Origin of the sequence: Streptomyces sp. WMMB 714 (assembly GCF_900090125.1) — a bacterium.
Lineage (GTDB): Bacteria > Actinomycetota > Actinomycetes > Streptomycetales > Streptomycetaceae > Streptomyces > Streptomyces daqingensis.
Genome location: NZ_FMHJ01000004.1, coordinates 63758 through 83096 on the forward strand (window position 1 = coordinate 63758; position 19339 = coordinate 83096).

Genomic DNA, 19339 nt, shown 5'->3' on the forward strand with positions numbered 1-19339 from the left:
GGCCAGACCTCATCCATGGCCCATGAACGTCACGTGGTCAAACGCACCGCCCGCGCGGTCCTGCTCGACTGCGGCGGCACCGGTTCCGCCGGCGGCCCTGCTCCGGCCGCTCCGCACCTCGTCCTCATCAAACGCACCAAGCCCGGGCTGGAGCCGTACTGGATCACGCCGGGCGGCGGCGTCGAACCGGGGGTCGACCGCACCGTCGTCGAGGCGCTGCACCGCGAGGTGGACGAGGAACTCGGCGGCAAGGTCACCGACGTGGTGCCCGCCTTCGTCGACACGGTGCCCCACACCACGGAGAGCGGCGAGAGCGGCGTGAAGGTGCAGCACTTCTTCGTCTGCCGGCTGGTGTCCATGGACCTCTCCCGCCGGCACGGGCCCGAAGTGGACGAGCCGAGCGGCGAGTACGACATCGTGCGGGTGCCGTTCACCCGCGAAGGCGTGACCTCCGTCGACGTCGTGCCGCCGGCGCTCCGCTCCTACCTGGAGCGGAACATCGAGGGCGTCCTGGCGCTTCTGGCACCCGATCTGGGGTGAACGGCCCACGGCCGACGGGCAGTCCGGCCGTCAGACCGCAGTCCGCGGGGCTCCTCCGCCGGGGGCGGGCCCTCCGGCCGGGTCAGGCCCTCAGCCGAACCAGCCCTGGAACGTGCCCTGTCCACTCACCGCACCGCGTCGCTGCGCCTCGGCCAGCGCCGCCTCCGCCTCCTGCCGCCAGGCGTGCGGATCGGCACCGCGTACCCCTGCTGCCGCCCCTCGTGCGGCGATCGCTCCGGACGCCCCGTCTGCGGCAGTCGGCGCGCCCTGCGCCGGGGACGAGGTCGCCGCGAAACCTGCGGAGAGCGACGAAGGCCAGTCCGAGCTCCCCGGGTACGCCGAGGCGCCCTGCTGGGAACCGGCGCCGCGCTGGGCCGGGGGCGCGTTCAGCAGCCGTGGCGGCGGCGGCATCTCGGGAAGCTGCCAGGCCGATTCGCGGTCGCTCCCGAGCAGGCCGGTACCGGACGAGCTGCTCGTCGTCCCGGTCCCCGTGGCGGATGCCGTGCTGTCGGAGGCGTTCCCTGATGCGGAACCGGTCACGGCAGCCGCGCCGGTCCCGGCATCGGGCACGACGGGGTCCGCCGCCGCCGTCCCCGTGGTGTCCGTAGCACTCGTGGTGCCCGTGGTGTCGGCCAGGGACACGGGCTCGGGCACGCTTCCCGCCTCGGGCGACGCGCTTCCCGCCCCCGCCGGCTCCGCGGCCGACGACCCGGCCCCGTACACCGGCGCGTGGGACTCGCGGGCCCCGGACTCGTGGGCCTGCGCCCCGTGGCTCCGGGACTCGTACGCCTCTTCCCGCCCGTAGCCCGGCAGTTCGTCGTACGGGGACGGCGGCGTCTGCGTCTGCTGCTGCCCGCGTGACGCCGCGTACCCCTGCGCGGTCCGCGCCGCCGGGACGCGCTCGCGCGCTCCGGCGCCCTGGCGTGAGGTTGCGTGTGCGGCCCCGCGCTCGCGCGCGTCGCGTGCGGCGCCGAAGAAGTCCCCGCCCTTGCGCTTGTAGTCGTCCGTCCCCCACTCGCGGGCCGTGCGCTTCGGTGCGCGCTGCAGCTGGGGGATGTGCTTCGCGCAGTGGATGTAGGCCTCTTCGACCTCCACCCGCACCCACAGCTGCGCCTTGCGCCCGGGCACCGGGTCCTCGGGCAGCTCCGGGTGCGACATGCGGATCTCCGCGTCGCTGAGCACGCTGGCGCGGCCGTTGACGTGCAGCCCGATCCTGGCGCGGGTGAAGTCGATCAGCATGATGCCGAGGTGCGGGTTCTCCTCGATGTTCCCGAGGCTGGCGTGCACGCCGTTGCCCCGGTACTCCGGGTACACCAGGGTGCGTTCGTCCAGCACGTGGAGGAATCCGGGCGGTCCGGCACGGAAGCTGCTGTCGCACTCGCCGTGGCGGTCCGACGTGGCGAGGAAGAACATCTCCTGGCGCTGCACGAACTCGCGCATCCGCTCGTTGAGACGGTCCAGCACCTGCTCGTCGTAGAAGCGCTCCGCCCGGTCGGTGGTGCCCATCCGGCGCTGCAGCACGCGTTCACCGTCGCTGCCGGGGCGCGACGGCCCGCCGAAGAGCCCGGGTTCCTCGCGGACCGCACCGTCCCCGTTCAGCCGGGCTCCCGCGCCGTCCTCCTCGCGCGGGCCGCTTCCGGAGGCCGTTCGGTCGTGGCGGTCACGGCGCTCGAACCAGTGCGCTTCCGACTTCTCGTGCTCGTGCTGCGCACGCGCGTTCTGGCCATCCCGAGGATGTGCCCCATCAGCCTCTGCCACGCCGCTGACCCCTTCCCCTTCCTCTGCCAACTGCTCTGCTGCGCACGGAGTCCGCCGTGCTGTCCTGCTGTCGCTGTCGTGCCTGCCCTATGCGGTTCTGGCTGCCGCGGGCGCGGTGTGTGCGCACGTCCCGCGTGCCGTGCTCCGGACACTGCCTTCTGACGCCGCTACTCGCTCCCGACGTTCAGCTCCGCCACCGCGTCGTGCCGTATCCGGTGGGCCGGCACACCCGCCTCGACGAGGGCGTCCAGGCCGCTGCGGATCATGCCGGGCGGGCCCGACAGGTAGCCGACGTAGGAGTTCCAGGGGCCGTACTGCCTGACGGCGTCCGGCAGTTGACCGGACAGGACGTGCGCACGGCCCGCCCCCGGCCCGTTGACGACCACCGGCCGCACCGACAGCCAGTCGTGCCGCTCCTCCAGGCGCAGCATCGTCTCCAGGTCGTAGAGGTCGTGATCGCTGCGCGCTCCGTAGAAGACCTCGACGGGCCGTCTGCGGCCCTGCTGCACGACATCCTCCACCATCGCCCTGATGGGGGCGATCCCCGTGCCGCCGCCGAGACACAGCAGACCGTCGTCCGTGGAGTGGTCCACGGTCATGCCGCCCGCGGGAGGGCCGAGCCGCAGCACGTCGCCGGGACGGGCGCGGTGGACGAGCGCGTTGGAGACCCATCCTGTCGGTACGGCCTTCACGTGGAAGGTGAGCAGGCCGTCCGAGCGGGGCGAGGAGGCGAACGAGTAGTGCCGCCAGACCCTCGGCCACCAGGGCGTCTCGACGCTCGTGAACTGGCCCGCGAGGAACGGGTACGGCTGGTCGGGGCGCAGGGTGATCACCGCGATGTCGGAGGTGCGCAGCTCGTGCGAGACGACCTGCGCGTTCCACCACGCCGGGGCGCGCATCTCGTCCTCGGCCGCGGCGTCGATCATGACCTGCGAGATCAGCGTGTACGCGCGGACCCAGGCGTCCTCGGTCTCCTGGCTCCAGGTGCCGGGCGCGTACTGGGCGAGCGCGCCCAGCAGGCACTCGCCCACCGCCGGGTAGTGCTCGGGGCGGGTGCCGTACTTGCGGTGCCCGCGGCCCAGTCCGGAGAGGTAGCGGGTGAGGACGTCGGGGTCCTCGGCGAGGCGCACGGCGGTCAGCAGCGCGCGGAAGAGCCGGTCGCGCTGGGTGTCCATGGAGGCCGGGAAGAGCTCGCGCAGCTCGGGGTGCTCGACGAACAGCAGGGCGTAGAAGTACGCGGTCGCCGCGTCGGCTACGGGTTCCACCTCTTGCATGGTGCGGCGGATGAGCATCGCGTCGCGTGACTCGACGGGGTCGGCGTCCGGCGCGGCCGCCGGGGAGGACGGGCTCTCCGGCGCGGGCCCGTGGTGCGCTCCGGGGTCGGGGTGCCGGCGGGCCGGTTCCAGGCCGTCGTCGACGGTCGGGACGTCGAGCGTGGGCACGTCGATCGCGGGCACGTCGATCGCGGGTGCCGGACGGTCCCTTCCGCTTCCGCCGAAGGCGTCGAACTCGTCGAGACCCCCGCCGTCGGTGGCTCCCGGCTGCCCGGGCGCCTCGGCGAGCCGGGTGCGCAGCGCGCCGGGACCGGCGTTCGCGGCGACCGGACCGACCGGGCTCAGGGGCTGACGGCCAGGTTCGCGTGGGGCCTGCTCGCGTGGGGCCTGTTCCCGTCCTGCCTGCTCGCGCCCGGCCTGATCCCGGGAGGCCCATGCTTCGGTGGCCCGCCCCGCCGCGCTGCTTTCCGCACTGTCCCGGGGGCGCGTCCCCCGCGTCTCTTCCTCCTGGTGCCAGGTGGTCCCTTGTTCAGCGGTCGGGTTTCCGGCCTGCGGCTGCGGCCGGCTGAACCAGCCCCAGTCGTCGTCTTCTCTGCCGTCGCCTCTTCCGCCGTCCCCCGCGGACGGACCGTTGCCGGCCGATGTGGTCGTCATGGTCTGCCTCGCCTCGAACTCTTACAGACAATCTGCGCAGTCACGCATTTCGCACGTTTTCGGTGATTCGACCCCGGGGCACCGGCAGCGGATTGACGTACCGCACGATGCGGACTCGACCATACCGTTGTCACTTCGTCGCACAAGTCCCGTGAACAGCCCGGGCGAATCGCGTGACGGGCGCCACTGACAGGAATTACGGACGCGTGCCGACAAGTCCGTATGCCTCCCGGAGGTCCCGCCCGCGGTACTCGTACGAGGAGAGACCCCGCAGGTGGCGGTCAGCGTTCACCGCGACCGACGTCGGCACCCTGGCGAACAGCTCCGCGTCGGACATCGAATCGCCGTACGCGACGCACTCATTTCTCGATACACCGAATTGCGCGCAGAGTTCGTCCGCTATCCGTACCTTCGCCGCCGCGGAGAGAATCCCCGCCGGATTCACGGGCTCCCGAAAGGGGATTGCGGGCCACCGCGATCCGTACGTCGCGTCGGCGCCCGTACGGGCGGACCCGGCGTCCCCGTCCGGGGAGCCGAGGGCGCCGTGCGGGGACGGAGGGGCCTGCCACAGCAGTCGACTGACGAAGAAGTCCGGCGAGAGCGAGATGACGGCGCAGTGCTCGCCGCGTGACCGGATGTCCTCCCACACCTCGCGGATGCCCGCCAGCCACGGCGCATCCAGGAAGGCCCGGCCCACGTGCTCGTCGGTCAGCTCCGACCACAGCTCGCACGCGCGCGCGGCGAACTGCGGAGGTGTCAGCGCCCCGGCCGAGAACGCGGACTCCAGTTCGCGGATCTCCCTGTCCAGGCCCAGTTGGCGCGAGATCTCGACGGCCGCCGACGAACCGTGGATCAACGTCCCGTCCAGGTCGAACAGGTGGAGCCGGGGGCGGCCCTGCGCCTGCCCGGCGCCAGGCCGCGGGGGCACGGAGAGCGGAGGAGGAGCCATGGGCCGATCGTAGAGCGGACTCGGAAGTGCCGTGGGGCGGTCGCCTACCCGCCGCCGGGCAACGGTGGTTGCTCCGGCCGGCACCCTCGCTGTGCCTGCTCGCACTGGCCCTCGCGAGCGTCCGGAATCCGGACGCGTTCGCGGAGGTCTCCGTCCTGTCCATGAAGCTGTTCGCGGACTGGCTCGTCCTGGCCGTCGCCCTCGCCACTCCCGGGACGGGGCAGACGCTCGCCGCCACCGCGCTGACGGCCAGGGCGCCGGGACGGTGATTGCAAGCGCCGCATACAGGTGCGAGCTGGGAATTTCGCCCTGCACTAACCTGTGGAAGACCGAGCGGCGCCCTCCTGTCCGCGGCGCCGCCGGGCCCGCCGAGAGGCAGACGCACGCCGAGGGAGCATGACCCGCCCGGAGACGAGGCAGGGGCCCGCTCGACGAGGCACGGACCGCCCGCAAGAGGAAGTGAGTGCCGCCATGTCGCGACCGGATCCCGTCCCCGCCAAGGGCTGGTGCGCGCTGTCCGCACTGCACGGGCGGATCGAGGCCCGTATCGAGCGCGCGCTCCAGGCGGAACACGGCCTCAGCGTCCGGGAGTTCTCCGTCCTCGACGTGCTCAGCGAGCAACACGACGGAGACGGCGGCCACTTCCGCATGACGCAGCTGTCCGACGCCGTCGTCCTCAGCCAGAGCGCCACCACGCGGCTGGTCAACCGGCTCGAGGAGCGCGGCCTGCTCACCCGCTACCTCTGCCCGACAGACAGACGCGGCATCTATACGAACGTCACCAAGGCGGGCCACGCCCTTCTCGAGTCCGCTCGCCCCACGCACGACGCGGCTCTCCGCGGCGCGCTCGACGCGGCGGAGCAGCGTCCCGAACTGGCGCCCCTCGTCCGCGCGGTGCGGGCACTGGACCCTGCCGGCTGACGGACTCCGGCCGGCCGGGGTCCCCGCGGAGGACGGCGGTGCCCCGTGCCGGTGACGGAACCTCGTGAGCCCGCGGGTCGCGACGGGGACGTTGGTCGCGCGGGTACCGGTAGCCGGGCGCGGGCCCCGCAGCCGCGCGGGTCCCGCAGTCGCAGCCGCGCGGGGCTCCGCGGTCACATCCGGCACGGTGCGCTTTGGGCACGGATGCGCACGTTGCCAACGAGTCCGACCTCTGGCCAAAACCGAGACGTAAGTTGCGGACATGACCACCGGCACTCCGTCATCCACACCGCCCTCCGCGTCACCGGCGGACTCGCCCGTGACGATGCGCCGGGCGACCGCCGACGACGTTCCTGCCATCGTCTCCATGCTCGCCGACGACCCCCTCGGCGCACGCCGCGAGAGCCCGGACGAACCCGAGGCGTACCGGGCCGCGTTCGAGCGCATCGACGCCGACCCCAACCAGCACCTCGTCGTCGCCGAACGCGGCAGCCGCACCGTCGGCACCCTGCAGCTCACGGTCATTCCGGGGCTGTCGCGGCGCGGTGCGAGCCGCGCCCTGATCGAAGCCGTCCGCGTCCACTCGGACGACCGCGGCACCGGCTTGGGCAGCCAGATCATCGAATGGGCCGTCGCGGAGTCGCGGCGACTGGGGTGCTCCCTCGTCCAGCTCACCTCCGACGCCACCCGCATCGAGGCTCACCGCTTCTACGAGCGGCTCGGATTCGAGGCGTCCCACCTGGGCTTCAAGATGCCGCTCTGAGTGCCGGGCCGTGGGGGCGCTCGCGGTAGAGGCGCACGCCGGTCCGCTTGAGCCTGCGCCGATTCGCAAGCATGCACGCTTTTCGAGCGTGCCTTCCCCCGGCGCGGCCTCGTTGATCCCCACGGGGTGGCGTCAGCGGGGACGCCTGCCCCGGAACCGGGCGCGTGCCCGGTGGGGAGGGGGGATCCGTCGTGGTGCACGAAGGCGCACTGCTCGAATCGCAGACGCTGCGCGCGTCCGTCGCGGAGCGCACCGAAGCGCTCGACAAGGTGAAGACGCTGTCGCTGCTGCCGGACGGCGTGCATGTGACGACGCGGATGGTGGCGCGGTACTTCGAGGTCTCGGAGCACGCTGTGGGCAAACTCGTCCAGCGCCACCGGGACGAGCTGACAGAGCGGGGCATGCGGACGCTGCGAGGCTCTGACCTGGAGTTCTTTAAGAAGGACATTCTGTCTTCCTTTCCTGAGAGTTATCCACAGCCCCGTTCCAACCTGACGCTCTTCACCCGCCGCGCCGTGCTCAACGTCGCGATGCTGCTGCGCGACAGCGACGTGGCGCGGCGGGTGCGCACGTACCTGCTCGACACGGAGCAGGCCTCGCGGGCGGAGAGCCCGGGCGCGCCTGTGGACGACGCGGTCGTCCACAGCCTCGTCGAGTGGCTGGATCAGTGGATCGCGGCGTGCGTCGCCGAGCAGGGAGTCGCGCACGCCGCGCGGGAGGGCCGGGTACGCGAGATCGCGGAAGAGGCGGTGCGTGGCGTCGTCGGCCGGACTGTCGTACCGCTGCTGAACCAGGTGATGCACGCGCACGGCGAACTGCGGCGCAGGCTCGCGGAGAACGAGGCGGAGACGGCCCGGCTCAGTCGCGTCGTCCGTGAGTACGGAGCGGTCTGTTCGATGGCGGCGCTGGACGCCATGGACGCGCGGGAGTTCGAACGCCATGTCGCCTGGCTCTGCCGACGCGACGGCTGCGCGGAGATGACCGCCACCCGCGGGGACGGCCGAGGCGGGGGCACCGGAGACGGCTTCGCCGACATGCTCGGGCACACAGCGGACGGACGCCGTCTCGTCGTCCGTTGCAGGACGCGCCACTCCGGCGCACACGTCACCGGCGGCGACGTGCTGGGCTTCGCCGGCGTCGCGAAGCTCGAGTACGAGGCCGACGTCGCGCTGCTCGTCGCGTCCGCGCCCTTCACCCGCGACGCGCTGCTGGTGGCAGCCCGGCACGAGGTGACCGCCGTCCACCGCGGCCTGCTGGAGGCGTGGAACAAGGGGGCGAGGCTGCGCGTGCTGCAATGAGCCGGCCCCGGGGGCCTTGGAACCGAAACCAGGAACCAGGGGCCAGGGGCCAAGGAACCAGGGGCCAAGGAACCAGGAAGCGGAGCCTCAGCCGGAAGCCGGGCCCGGACCGGCACCCGGGCCCGGACGGGTATCAGAACGCGGACCGGTATCGGAGCCCTGGCCCCGGTCCGGGCCCGGCATCGTGACGCCGCCGGCCTCGGCCTGTTCGCCGCACGAGCCGCATACGATCCCCGCGTCCAGCGGACCGCCGCACTCGTGCGTGAAGACCGTCGGGCCGGTGGGCGCGCCGGGCACCCAGCGCATGCCCCACCGCATGAGGCCCAGCATCGCCGGTGCGAGCTCCCGTCCTGCCTGCGTCAGGTGGTATTCGTCGCGGGGCGGCCGCTCGGAGTAGGGCACTCGCCGCAGCACTCCGCCGTCGACAAGCGTGCGCAGCCGCGCGGCGAGCACGTCACGCGGAGCGCCGGTGTTGCGGACGATGCCGTCGAAGCGGTGGACGCCGTAGAAAACCTCGCGCAGTGCGAGCAGCGACCACTTCTCCCCGACGACGTTCAGCGCCGAGGCCAGCGAGCAGTCGCGGGGGTTCACCTCTCTCCTGGCCATGGCGGCAATCTAGCGGAGGGAAGGTTGGATAAACAAACCAATGTGCGCTAGCGTTCCGGCCGTTCCAGTTGGTCGCGAAATCCAACTCACCGATCCCGGGAGACCTCCGTGCACACCGCCGCCCTGCTGCTCGTCGGCCTCATAGCCGCGCTCCACCTCTACTTCCTGGTCCTGGAGATGTTCCTGTGGCGGACTCCTCGCGGGCGGCGGGCCTTCGGCACGACGCAGGAGTTCGCCGACGCCTCCGCGGTGCTCGCCGCCAACCAGGGCCTCTACAACGGCTTCCTGGCGGCGGGGCTCGTCTGGGGGCTCCTCGCCCCGGACCCGACGGGCCCCCAGGTGCAGGTGTTCTTCCTCTGCTGCGTGCTCGCCGCCGGCCTCTACGGCTCCCTGACGGTCACCCGCCGCATCCTCTACGTCCAGGCCCTGCCCGCCGCCGCGGCCCTGGTGCTCCTGCTCGCGGCCTGAGGGCGCACCTGCCGAACCCCCGCGGACGCCGACGGGGTCACGGCGTGATCGCGGCCTCGAAGCGGTACTTCCCGGCGCTGCCGCCGCCCGGCGGCCGGTTCAGCTCCACCAGCGCCAGCGGGCGTCCGACCGGTTCGCCCGTGTCCGGGTCGAAGGCGATCTCGCCGCTCACCCCGCGCACCCGCAGCTTGCCGTTCGTCTGCTCCAGCATGGCCAGCACCATGCGCGGCGTCACGGCCCGCGTCCCGTACACGCGTACAGCGGTGCGGGCGGCCTTCCCGATGGTGAGCGTCGCGTCGTGCCCGAGCATCGCCTGGCCGCTGTCGAGGGCGGAGACGGGGCCGCCGGCCTCGCGCCGGTACGCCTTCTCGAAGTCCGCGAACGGGCCGCCGCCCTTCCCGTACACCTTCTCCGCGATCTCGGGGTGGGTGTACGCCGTGTAGTACACCCGCAGTCCGCTGTGCGCCCAGCGGCTGCGCAGCTTCTCCAGGGCGGCGCCGGGCTTCCCGTCCTTGAGGTCGAAGTAGACGCCCAGGGTGCTCGATCCGGAGACCACCGTGGTGCGGCAGCGGCGCCCGCCCTCGCCCGCGGCCTCTATGAACCGCCGCAGGTCCCGGCCCCGGCCCGCGAAGAAGACGAAGTCGGGCGGACTCCCGTCGCAGACCCTGTCCGCCGCGAGGGTGAGGGCGTTGCCGGACGGCGAGACCGCGTCCTCGTCCGAGCGGTACGGCACGACCTGGTCGTCCACCTTCAGCCCCTCGCGCCGCGCCGCCGACCTGAAGTCCCTGTACAGCGAGGTGTTGTACGCGTCCTCCTCGTTGCCGTCCCTGACGACCTGGACGCGCCGGCCCGGGTGCTTCCTCTGCTGTTCCGCGATGTGGCGGGCTGCCGCGGCCGCCTGGTCGCTGTTGGGGAAGGAGACCCGGTAGAAGCCCGCTTCGGAGGAGCGCAGCCCGTCCGCGGCGACCGTCGCCCCCACCATCGGCAGTCCGTACTCCCGCAGCCTGCGCACCGCGGACTTCGTCCTGTCGTTGCTCTGGCCGAGGCCCGCGACCGCGACGAGCCGCTCCCTCTCCTTCATGCTCCGCAACTGGTCCACGACCGGCTTCCAGTGCCGGTCGCCGCTGCCTGTGCTGGCGAGCAGCAGACGCACCTTCGGCAGCGTCCCGCGTTCGCCGTTCAGCGCACGCTGCGCCAGATAGGCGCCGGTCAGCGCCTGACGCGTCGTCTCCGCACCGCGGTCCGCCGAACCGCCGGACATGGCCTCCACGTACGCGACGGACACCGAGGGCAGCCCCGAGCGGGCGACCCGCTCGTTCTCCGCGCGGATCTTCCCGCTCAGCCCTTTCGCCGCCTCGAAGGCGAAGGCGCCGTCCGTCACGCCGACGCACTCGCCCCCGTCCACCGCGCGCACGCCCTCCCCGCAGTGCTCCGCCCGATCGACGCTCCACACTGCCGCCGGCGCCGCCACGGCGAGAACCAGCGCCGCCCCCAGCGCCCGCAGGCCCCAGCGGCGCGGCGGTCTCGGCGGTACGAACACTCGCTCGCTCACAGCCAGGGCTCCTGTCGGTACTGCCGTGCCTTCCTCAGCAGCGCGGTCGTCCACTGAGCGTTGTCGGCGTGCACGGCCAGCGTGTGGAACCGGGCCTTGATCTCGCCGTACAGCTCGGCCTCCGGGTCGCCCAGCGGGTCCCGGTACGGGTCGCCGACCCTGTCGGTGCGGGGGTCGTCCGGCGGTTCCGGGGCGAGCCAGACCGCTGCCAGCAGCCGCGTGACGGTCCGCAGGCGCTGGTCCACCACGCCTTCGTTGAGATGGTCGACGAGCCGCTCGTACCGCTCCCACAGCGTCCGCCCCCGCAGCCCGCCGGACTCCGCGAGGGGCGCGCGGCGCAGCCGGCACAGTTCGGCGCACCACTCCTCGGGAGCGAGGCGGTCGTATGCCCGGTCCAGGTAGCCCGCCGCCGAGGCCAGGTCGCCCACGGCCAGGGCGTGGTAGGCCGCCGTCCCCTCGTCGCCGGTGGTCTCGGCACGCTCCCGGAGGGCGCCGTGCACGGCGGTCCAGCCGCGCCCCTCGGTCCCGGCGCCCGCGGACGCCTCGGGAGGTGCGGAGCCGGGAGAGCCGGTCGGGTCGCCGGGTTCGCGTACGGAGGCGAGACGGCGCAGCAGGAGGAAGCGCAGCAGCGGATGCGCTGTCTCCGTGCAGCCGTCGGCCTCCTCCCCGCCCCCGTCGAGGTGCATCGTGCGCAGGACGTCGGTGCAGAAGTCGTGGAACTCGTCCTGGGCGGCCGCGTCCGCCTCGTCCCAGAGCGGTCCCGACTGCGCCTGTGCGAGGTCCACCGCCGCGGCCCCGCGTGCCAGCGCGCTCGCCAGCTCGCCGCTCACACCGATCGGCAGGAGCCGCTCCAGCAGCACGTCCACGAGCGGCGCCCCCGGTTCGAGGCTCCGCCGCACGCGCTCCTCCCAGCCCGTCTCCGGGCCGGACTCCAGCAGGGCCTCCAGCAGTTGCGCCGTACCGGCCGGGTGGCCGCGGGTCAGCTCGTACACCAGCCAGCCCAGCCACTGCACGCCGTTGTCCGCGGCGGGGACCACGTCGCGGGCGGCTCGCAGCACCTCGTCGGCCTGCACCTCCACCTCGTGGCGTGCCAGGTCGCGGAGCCGGCCCACCACGAGTCCCTTCACCACCTGCTCGGGACGGAACCGCTCCTCGTCCGCCGCCCAGCTCCCCGGCAGTACGCCCGGCTGCCGGGGACCCCCGAAGGCGAAGCTCTCCAGCGCCTCCGGATAGCTGCCGGCCGTCGCCAGGACGAGCAGGGGATCGTGGGCGCCGGCCTTCCGCCGGGCGTCCAGCAGGGCCTTCAGGAAGTCGTTGCCGAGCGGGCTGTCCACGTTGTCGAGCAGGATCAGGCAGTGCGTCGTACGCCGCAGGTCTCCCTCGCGTGAGCCGTAGGCCCTGCGCAGGTCGTCGAGGAACGCGTCGAAGAGGACCGCCTCGGCGCGCTGCCGCTCCGCCAGCTCCCGGTCCCCGTAGCGCTGGTTGAGGTCGATGAGGAATCCGTCGACGGAGCCGCTGCTGTCGGCGGTCCGGCGCCGGACGCGTGCCAGACGCCACCGCATGCGCATCCGCACCCAGTGCCGCTGCCACTGCGGGAGCAGCGGCAGGGCCGCCGTCACGGCGGTGGGTGCGCCGAGCACCGTCGCGGCGTACTGCGCAAGCTGGTTGAACACCTCGGAGCGGCTGCTGGGCGGGCCGATGAGGGCGCCCTCCATCTGCCGTACGGCCGCGTCCCGGTCGGCGGCGTCCATCCGCGCCGCGACGGCGATCGCCAGCAGACCGAACGACGGGAAGCGCAGCCGCGCGAAGTCCCGCTTCGGCGCGTTGAGCTGGAAGACCAGTGCGGCCAGCACGTCGATCGGCTTGCGGCCCTGCTGGCCGAGCGCCGCCAGGTCCAGCCGCGCCACGGGCGCCCGGCGCGCCCAGTCCGCCAGGTGCCGCAGCACCGTCGTCTTGCCGCTGCCGCGCGGGCCGAGCAGCAGCGTCGCCGGCAACTCGGCGCGGGAGCGCGGTAATCGGACCAGCAGGTCCTCCACGTAACGCTCCACGGCTCTGTCGCGGTCCGACTCCCCCGCCCAGTCCTTCATCTCGCTCCCCCGGCCCTGTGGCACGATCCGGCGCAGTCGCCGGCCGCTGGATTCAAGGATGCTCCAACTCGCCCTGAAAGGAAGGGGATCGGCGCTTGCCGGACCGCCGGCGTGCATCCCGGGGGCGTGCGTGGCGGGACGGCCTGAGCCGGGCCGTCAGGATCCCCGGGCCGAGTGGTGTGCGCCGTTCGGGGGTATGGCGGGAGGGAGCGGTGGCAGGAAGAACCTTCTTCCAGGCACATGAGGGGACTTGGCGGACGCTCCGCCTCCCACGCGTGTCATGCCCCGGACATCCGCGCATCGCTGCGATGCGCCGAGGAGAGAGGCGCCGAACGCCATGAACAGACCCGCCTTCCGCGGCTTCTTCCGTACGGGCATCGCGCTGCTGGGCGCGGCGGCGGCGTCCGCCGCGATGACCACCGCTGCGAGTGCGGCCGTGCCGGCGGAGGGTGCGCACGACGCCGCGGCCGGGATACGGGCGGACGCCGAACGCGGCTGCGCCGTCGTCTACTTCGACCTGGGCGAGACCCTCGTGCACACCGCCGAGGACGACAGCACCGGCTACATGCCGGGCGCGGCCGCCTACCTGCGCGAGTTGCGGGAACGGGACATCGAGGTCGGGCTGATCACGAACGTGCCCCCCTCCTGGGGCGAGACGGACGCCGAACGTGCCGCCGCCCTCAAGAAGGAGGTCGACTCGGCCTGGAAGGGCTCCGCACCCTTCGCCTGGGAGGACTTCGGAGACCGGATCCTCACCCCCCGCACCGAGGCGGAGCGCAAGCCGGCGCCCGCGCTGTGGGAGCGCGCCAAGGAGAACGCGAACGGCTGCCGCCTCGTCTACGAGGCCGAGACCGCCGAGGAGACCGAAGTCGCCGCCTCGCTCGGCTACTTCGCCTACCAGACCGGGCTGCCCTCCCGCCCCGCCTACCTGCCGGCCCGCGTGATCGAACTCCTCGCGCACCGCTCCTGACGCCGCCCGGCCTCGAACACGCGAAGTGCGCAGGACCGCCGCCGCGCGCCCGTCCCGGTGAGGGGCGGGCGCGCGGCCGTCCTACACGCCGACGTTGCGGTGCGCGTCCGCTGCCACCGGGGCCGCCGGAGCAGCGGGGTCCGCCGCAGAGGAACCGTCCGCCGCAGGAGCCGGAGCCGCCTCCGCACCCGGGACGGTGCGTCCGTCCGGCTCCCGGGCGGCGACCGCCCGCGGCCTGCCGTCGGGTACGCGCCGCAACACGTCGCTGCGCAGGACCAGTTGGAAGACGCCGAGCAGCACCGCGGTGGCCAGGGCGCTGTGCCAGAGCAGGGCGTCCAGGCGTCCGGCGGAGAGGTACGCGCCCACGGCGACGGCCGCCAGTGCGCACACCCCGCGGTCCACGATCGACTCGACGGACAGCACCGTGGCCCGCGGAGCGTGGGCGGGAACGGCGTCGTTGACCAGCTTGCGCTGCACCGGGTAGGCGAAACCGGCAGCGGCCGCGAACAGGCAGAGCAGGACGACCACCGTCCAGGGCCCGCCGAGTGTGATGCCCGCCAGCGTGACCGCGAGAGCGACGCTGAGGACGGACACCCAGGCCACCGGAGTCAGACGCCGCCCGAGCCACTGGGGGCGCGCCGAACCCACGGCCTCCGCCACCGTCATGGCGGCGAGCACCCCGCCGTGCGACGCCTCGCCGATGCCGTGGTCGAGCAGGATCGGCTGGAAGAGATTGACCTGGCAGATCCGGGAGAGCGTGAAGACCGCGACCCCCTGCACCATCACCAGCGCCAGCCAGGGCGACGAGGCGATGCACCGCAGTGCGGCCCCGGCGTCGCGCAGCGAGGCGCTTCGGCCGCGACCGCGCCCGGCTGCCCCGGACGCCTTCCCGGCCGGCGGCCTCCCCTTCCGGCCGGTCGGAGACGTGCCGCCGCCCGCCGAGGCGCCCGCGAGCCGGGGCAGGGCGACGGCGCAGGCCAGGGAGCCCGCCGCACTCACGGCGCTCAGGACGTACGGAGCGGGATGGGCGAGAGCCATCAGCGGCCCGACCAGCGGCCAGCAGAGGACCTTCGCGGCGAGTCCGAGCGCCCGCGCCGTGCCCTCCGCCTTCAGGTAGTGCTCGTCGCACCGTTCGGCGCGCAGCCCGTCGTACAGGTAGGCGCTGGCCGCTCCCGAGGTGAGAGAGCGGCCGGCGGCGATGGCGAGGAAGTGGACGAGGAACCCGGTGTAGGAGGCGCTGAACACCGGCGCGAGATTCGCCGCCGTCATCACGACGGCGCCCGCCCGCAGGCAGTTGCGGGTGCCGATGCGGTCGGCGATCAGCCCCGTCGGGATCTCGAAGAGGCAGAAGGCGACGTAGTAGACGCTCTGGATGCCGAAGATCTGCCCGTCGGACAGCCCGGCGTCCTTCTGGTACGCGTAGAAGACCGGCATCCACCACAGCAGGTTGAACAGCAGCTGGAAGCCGTAGTTGAGCCGGACGATGCGGCGGGCGGTGGGCGTCAGCGGGGTGGCCGCGGGCCGCGCGGCGGAGCGCGGGCGCGGGAGACGGGCGCTCACAGCGCGTACGGGCGGATCTGGACCAGCCGGAAGTCGCCCTGGTCGGTCAGCAGCCACTCGATGTCCAGCGGGTCGTCCACGTCGGGTGCGCTGAAGTGGGACTGCAGCAGCCGCCCCGTCAGGGACAGGTCGGCGAGCCGGGCCCGCGTGGCGGCGGGCAGTCCCTCGCTCCACGTGCCGAGGGCGACGGTGCGTCCGCCCCCCTCGACGGTGTTGTACAGGTACTGCTGCGGCAGGACCGCACCCTCGACGACCTGTTCGGGCGAACCGGGCGAGCAGTTGAGGTAGACGTTGCGGAAGTCCTCACGCCGGGTCGGATCGCAGGTCACCATCACACCGCCGAGCGCTGCCGGCACGTACGCCTGCACGATCACACCCATGTACGTGTCGTCCAGGCTGATCCCCACCTGGTGGCGGAGGCGCACGCTGCGCGGCGAGAGCAGCGACGCCCACACCTGCCGTACCGCGTCGGGCAGTTCACCGGCGTCGCGGACCGTGGTGACGGAGTCGTAGAGCCCGGCGGCGGAGAACCCGGGGAGGTCCTCGGCGTTGGAGGAGGAGCGCACCACGAGGCGGTCGCCGGCCGCGAGCGGTGCGGGGAAGGCGCGGGTGATCTCCCCGGCGACGGATTCGGGCATCGGCGTGTTCCGGACGAGGTGCTGGATCTGCAGGCAGAGCGAGTCGACGACGTCGTCCGCGCCGAGTTCGAGCGCCATCTTCAACTTGCCGATGCCCTGCTGGAGAGCCGGGGACGAGGTGAGGAAGCGGTGCTGCAGGGAGAACGGCAGGGCCACGCCGTCGGGAGCCTCGACCGTGTCCGCCACGAACTTCGTGGCGGCCGCCCGGAGTTCCGGCGCGGAGGGCGAACGCAGGCCGAGCCGGGCCGCGAGATGCCCGTACAGGTCCTCCCGCGGCGGGCGCGGGCGCCCGTAGAACGCGGTGAGGTCGGCGGAGCGGCTGTCGAGGACGTGGTGCAGCTCCCCGAGGTTGGCGGCCTTCGTGCCGTAGCGGTCCCGGTCCGCACTGCGCAGCCGGTGCAGGGAGAGCACGGGCGAGTCCTCCAGCAGCGGCGGCTCCAGCCGGATGCGCTGCTGGTGCCAGGCCGGGGCCCGCAGTTCGGGAGCCTGCTCCAGCCGCTCCAGGGTGACCTCGTCCTCGCGTACCCGGTAGCGGACCCAGGCGCCGTCCAGTCCGTCCTCCTCGACGAGCCGGTCCAGGTCGCGGACGATCGCGTTGGGTATGCCCCAGCCCGTCGCGAGCACGTTGGTGTGGGAGAGCGGCGTGATGGGCGCGGTGTTGACGAATCCCGCCACGCGCTGCACGTCGTCCGGCAGGCAGGGCATGGCGACGATGTCCGACCAGCCGAGGCCCGCGGCCGCCGCCCCGTACTCCTCCACCGTCCGGAAGCAGCGCAGCCGCCCCGTGGCCTCCCCGGTGTTGAGCGGCGTCCTGGTGCGGTTGCCGAAGAGCTCGTGGCTGAGGACGCGCGGGAGCCGCTGCTCGCTCACCCCGGCCAGCTCCTCCTCCTGGCCGTGGTTCGCGGGCTTGAGCAGGAGCGGCAGCCTGCCGTCGACGCGTTCGCGCACGAAGTCGTAGAAGAACTGAAGCAGTTCCCCGTGCATGGTGTCGGCCTCGGTGGTCTCCAGCACCAGGAACGTACGCTCGCGGCCGTCGTCCCCCGGCTCGGTGTGCAGGGACAGCACTCCGAGCAGGAAGCGGCGTTCGGGGTCCATGTAGACCGAGGCGTTGAACTCGTCGAGGGACGCGTCGAGTTCGGCGAGGTCCATGCCGAGGACGCGCGTCGCCGTGTAGTCGACGTGGAAGGGGTGCACGGCCGTGTCGAGCAGGTGCCAGGTGTTCTCGGCGCGGTCGACGACGACCTTGAGGTAGGGGTGTCCGGCCAGGACGCCGGAGAGCGTGCGGAACAGCGGCAGCGACAGGTTCTCTCCGACGACCGTGCGGTCGGTCAGGGGTTCCGGGGCTCCGGTGGAGAGCGTGGCGGTGCTCATGCGGGGACCTCCTCGGGAGCGGCGGGCACGGATTGCCGCACGGTGGGCGCGGTGAGCGCCGGCTTCCGCACGGCGGGCGCGGGCTTGCGCACCGCGGGCGCGGCGAGCGCGGCCTTCGCGGCGGGCGGCAGCACGGACGTGGCAGGCGCACCGTTCGGCAGCGCGGACGTGGCAGGCGCGGCGGGCGGCAGCACCGAGGGCAGGGCGTCCACCAGAGTCGTGAAGTCGCGGATCACCGTGCCCGCGTCGGCGGCGGACAGCAGGCACAGCGCCGCCATCGTGTTCGCTCCGCCGGCGGGGTCGTAGACCGGCACGTCCGCGCCGTCCGGGAGCGAACTCTCCGGTACCACCGAGAGGTCGCTGCCCTCGCTCAGTGCGACGGCCTCCTTCACCGCCGGGAAGTCCCATACCCTGCGGTCGCGCCAGGCGGCGCCGTCGCCGTCCACCGCGAGGACGACGAGGGACCCCGCGGCGCCCTGTGCCCGCTCCGGCCCGAGCACCCGCTCGGGCCAGGCGACCGTACGGCCCAGGAGGTGGTCCACGAGCATCCCGACCAGGTCGAGCCGGAAGACCTCCTCGATCTGCGGGACGGTCATCGCACCGCCGAACCGTGCGGCCGTCTCGATCAGCCACATGCGCCCGCCCGCACCGAGCTTGATCTCCGTGTGGGTGCCGCAGTCGCGCAGCCCGAGAGCGTCGACGGCCTCACGCGCGAGTTCCACCACCCGGTCCTGGAGCCCGGCGGGGAGCAACGCGGGCGTGATGCTGGCGCGTTCGGTGAACGGCTCCACCGTGGGCATCCGCCCGCTGACGCAGACCGGGTGGAAGACGCCGTCCGCCACCACGCCCTCGACGCTGACGTAGTCGCCCCAGCCGGGCTCGTCGAACCACTCCCCGGCGTCGCCGGTCACGATCTGCTCGACCACGAAGTGCGCGTCCGCCTCGGCGACATGGAGTTCGGCGAAGCCCAATCGGGCGGACTCGGCCATCACTTCGCGCGAGCGCCGCCACGCCGCCTCGGCCTCGCCGGGAGAGCCGATGATCTGGTGGGCGGTCGAGCCCGCGCTCCAGGCTGCCTTCAGCAGCATGGGGACGGGCAGGGCGTCCGCGGCCTCGTGGAGGTCCGTCCGCGTCGCGACGGGACGGAACTCCGGCTGGGGCAGGCCGCGTCGGCGCCAGACTTCCCGCATCATCCGCTTGTCGCGGGCGAGCGCGGCGGCACTACCCGCTCCCGCGAGACCCAGCGCGTCGCATGCCTCGGCGACGGCCACGACCGCGTACTCGGAGAAGGTGAGCACGGCGTCCGCGCCGACGGCCTCGGCCCGCCGGACGATCAGCGGGACCAGGTCGCGCCGCTCCTCCTCCGCGGGGACCGTGACGGAGGCACACAGACGCCCGGCCTGGGAGGCGACGGCGGGCGGCAGCTCGCTGAGCGCCAGCAGATGCACCTCCGCTCTCGCAGCCGTACGGGACAGAACGTGACCTAGCGGCGGACCGCCCTTGGCGTGCACCAACAGCACCGTGCTCACTGAAGTTCGACTCCCTTCGCTTCGTTCTGTCCGGGTCGCGGGCGATCGCCCGGTCCGGCTGCCTGTCACCGCCCTCCGCGCGCCCGGGTCCCGAGGGGACGGCACGGCGGCGCAACCCGCGTAGAACACGGGGCGTAACTGGCGGCACACACAAGGGAATCAGACCCCGCCTCCCGGAATCGCCACGGCCGCCGGGCACCTCTCAGGCAAATGCCAAAGTTGCAGACCTCGTCGAACATCGGTGAAGGTTCCGTGATCACATATGGCGCGCCTCGCTCGTGATCAGGTCACACTTCGCAGCCTGCCGGGAACCGGGCATGAGCGGCACGCACGCGGGATAGGCATCGCGTGAACCTCCCTCCGCCCGGCGGGAAACGGAACCGAAAGGCCGTCGTGGATGA

The 19339-nt window shown here is 73.0% G+C and carries 15 protein-coding genes and 1 pseudogene; 7 read left to right on the forward strand and 9 right to left on the reverse strand.

Annotated features, from left to right (window positions below):
- The first annotated feature begins 15 nt into the window (after positions 1 to 15).
- Entirely contained in the window at positions 16 to 540 is a 525-nt protein-coding gene (locus H181DRAFT_RS08030; protein WP_045863611.1) for an NUDIX domain-containing protein, read from the forward strand.
- 945 nt (positions 541 to 1485) lie between these two features.
- Here the strand turns inward: H181DRAFT_RS08030 and H181DRAFT_RS29830 are convergent.
- The 3 genes and pseudogenes from H181DRAFT_RS29830 to H181DRAFT_RS08045 form a co-directional block, all read right to left on the reverse strand.
- A pseudogene (locus H181DRAFT_RS29830) lies at positions 1486 to 2046 on the reverse strand (pyridoxamine 5'-phosphate oxidase family protein); the annotation flags it as partial.
- Positions 2047 to 2465: 419 nt separating this feature from the next.
- On the reverse strand, positions 2466 to 4226 hold the full coding sequence (locus H181DRAFT_RS08040) for a globin domain-containing protein (protein ID WP_074467769.1): 1761 nt from the start codon (positions 4224 to 4226) through the stop codon (positions 2466 to 2468).
- A 196-nt stretch (positions 4227 to 4422) separates the two neighbouring features.
- Complete coding sequence (locus H181DRAFT_RS08045; RefSeq protein ID WP_107068705.1) at positions 4423 to 5175, reverse strand: HAD family hydrolase; 753 nt, start codon at positions 5173 to 5175, stop codon at positions 4423 to 4425.
- Positions 5176 to 5243: 68 nt separating this feature from the next.
- On the opposite strand from H181DRAFT_RS08045, the gene H181DRAFT_RS08050 reads away from it, so the two are divergent.
- From H181DRAFT_RS08050 to H181DRAFT_RS08065, 4 genes are all read left to right on the forward strand, one after another.
- Positions 5244 to 5444, forward strand: coding sequence for a hypothetical protein (locus tag H181DRAFT_RS08050; protein WP_045863612.1), 201 nt, complete (start codon positions 5244 to 5246; stop codon positions 5442 to 5444).
- Between the two features lie 202 nt (positions 5445 to 5646).
- Positions 5647 to 6096, forward strand: a complete 450-nt coding sequence (locus tag H181DRAFT_RS08055; protein WP_045863613.1) for a MarR family winged helix-turn-helix transcriptional regulator — start codon at positions 5647 to 5649, stop codon at positions 6094 to 6096.
- Between the two features lie 262 nt (positions 6097 to 6358).
- Positions 6359 to 6859 (forward strand): GNAT family N-acetyltransferase, encoded by a 501-nt coding sequence (locus H181DRAFT_RS08060; RefSeq protein WP_045863614.1) that lies wholly within the window; start codon positions 6359 to 6361, stop codon positions 6857 to 6859.
- A gap of 191 nt (positions 6860 to 7050) precedes the next feature.
- Positions 7051 to 8157 carry a restriction endonuclease gene (locus H181DRAFT_RS08065; RefSeq protein WP_045863615.1) on the forward strand — a complete coding sequence of 369 codons (1107 nt, stop codon included), beginning with the start codon at positions 7051 to 7053 and terminating at the stop codon, positions 8155 to 8157.
- Positions 8158 to 8244: 87 nt separating this feature from the next.
- On the opposite strand, the gene H181DRAFT_RS08070 is transcribed toward H181DRAFT_RS08065, so the two are convergent.
- A complete protein-coding gene (locus H181DRAFT_RS08070) occupies positions 8245 to 8763 on the reverse strand; it encodes a winged helix-turn-helix transcriptional regulator (RefSeq protein ID WP_045863616.1) in 519 nt (172 codons plus the stop codon).
- Between the two features lie 108 nt (positions 8764 to 8871).
- On the opposite strand from H181DRAFT_RS08070, the gene H181DRAFT_RS08075 reads away from it, so the two are divergent.
- Positions 8872 to 9231 (forward strand): DUF1304 domain-containing protein, encoded by a 360-nt coding sequence (locus H181DRAFT_RS08075; RefSeq protein WP_045863617.1) that lies wholly within the window; start codon positions 8872 to 8874, stop codon positions 9229 to 9231.
- Positions 9232 to 9268: 37 nt separating this feature from the next.
- Here H181DRAFT_RS08075 and H181DRAFT_RS08080 read toward each other — a convergent pair whose 3' ends face one another.
- Together H181DRAFT_RS08080 and H181DRAFT_RS08085 are read right to left on the reverse strand one after the other, a co-directional pair.
- The gene (locus tag H181DRAFT_RS08080; RefSeq protein WP_052708500.1) at positions 9269 to 10783 is read right to left on the reverse strand and encodes an ABC transporter substrate-binding protein; all 1515 of its coding nucleotides are present in this window, start codon (positions 10781 to 10783) and stop codon (positions 9269 to 9271) included.
- The gene (locus tag H181DRAFT_RS08085; RefSeq protein WP_074467770.1) at positions 10780 to 12870 is read right to left on the reverse strand and encodes a P-loop NTPase family protein; all 2091 of its coding nucleotides are present in this window, start codon (positions 12868 to 12870) and stop codon (positions 10780 to 10782) included. Before H181DRAFT_RS08085 ends, H181DRAFT_RS08080 begins: the two co-directional genes overlap by 4 nt.
- A 337-nt stretch (positions 12871 to 13207) precedes the next feature.
- On the opposite strand from H181DRAFT_RS08085, the gene H181DRAFT_RS08090 reads away from it, so the two are divergent.
- Positions 13208 to 13840: an HAD family hydrolase gene (locus H181DRAFT_RS08090; RefSeq protein WP_045863618.1), complete on the forward strand. Its 633-nt coding sequence runs from the start codon at positions 13208 to 13210 to the stop codon at positions 13838 to 13840.
- Positions 13841 to 13921: 81 nt separating this feature from the next.
- On the opposite strand, the gene H181DRAFT_RS08095 is transcribed toward H181DRAFT_RS08090, so the two are convergent.
- From H181DRAFT_RS08095 to H181DRAFT_RS08105, 3 genes are read right to left on the reverse strand one after another with little or no spacing between them, the layout of a single operon-like run.
- The gene (locus H181DRAFT_RS08095) at positions 13922 to 15400 is read right to left on the reverse strand and encodes an MFS transporter (protein ID WP_052708501.1); all 1479 of its coding nucleotides are present in this window, start codon (positions 15398 to 15400) and stop codon (positions 13922 to 13924) included.
- Positions 15397 to 17409: a PEP/pyruvate-binding domain-containing protein gene (locus H181DRAFT_RS08100; protein ID WP_045863619.1), complete on the reverse strand. Its 2013-nt coding sequence runs from the start codon at positions 17407 to 17409 to the stop codon at positions 15397 to 15399. The genes H181DRAFT_RS08095 and H181DRAFT_RS08100 overlap by 4 nt, the downstream gene beginning before the upstream one ends.
- A complete protein-coding gene (locus tag H181DRAFT_RS08105; RefSeq protein ID WP_254666759.1) occupies positions 17406 to 18938 on the reverse strand; it encodes an ATP-grasp domain-containing protein in 1533 nt (510 codons plus the stop codon). Before H181DRAFT_RS08105 ends, H181DRAFT_RS08100 begins: the two co-directional genes overlap by 4 nt.
- Positions 18939 to 19339: the final 401 nt, after the last annotated feature.

What these genes read in the sequence shown, in the direction of transcription:
- H181DRAFT_RS08030 (WP_045863611.1), top strand. Translation starts at nt 16, where the DNA reads ATGGCCCATGAACGTCACGTGGTCAAACGCACCGCCCGCGCGGTCCTG.
- H181DRAFT_RS08040 (WP_074467769.1), bottom strand. Translation starts at nt 4,226, where the DNA reads ATGACGACCACATCGGCCGGCAACGGTCCGTCCGCGGGGGACGGCGGA.
- H181DRAFT_RS08045 (WP_107068705.1), bottom strand. Translation starts at nt 5,175, where the DNA reads ATGGCTCCTCCTCCGCTCTCCGTGCCCCCGCGGCCTGGCGCCGGGCAG.
- H181DRAFT_RS08055 (WP_045863613.1), top strand. Translation starts at nt 5,647, where the DNA reads ATGTCGCGACCGGATCCCGTCCCCGCCAAGGGCTGGTGCGCGCTGTCC.
- H181DRAFT_RS08060 (WP_045863614.1), top strand. Translation starts at nt 6,359, where the DNA reads ATGACCACCGGCACTCCGTCATCCACACCGCCCTCCGCGTCACCGGCG.
- H181DRAFT_RS08070 (WP_045863616.1), bottom strand. Translation starts at nt 8,763, where the DNA reads ATGGCCAGGAGAGAGGTGAACCCCCGCGACTGCTCGCTGGCCTCGGCG.
- H181DRAFT_RS08085 (WP_074467770.1), bottom strand. Translation starts at nt 12,870, where the DNA reads ATGAAGGACTGGGCGGGGGAGTCGGACCGCGACAGAGCCGTGGAGCGT.
- H181DRAFT_RS08090 (WP_045863618.1), top strand. Translation starts at nt 13,208, where the DNA reads ATGAACAGACCCGCCTTCCGCGGCTTCTTCCGTACGGGCATCGCGCTG.
- H181DRAFT_RS08100 (WP_045863619.1), bottom strand. Translation starts at nt 17,409, where the DNA reads ATGAGCACCGCCACGCTCTCCACCGGAGCCCCGGAACCCCTGACCGAC.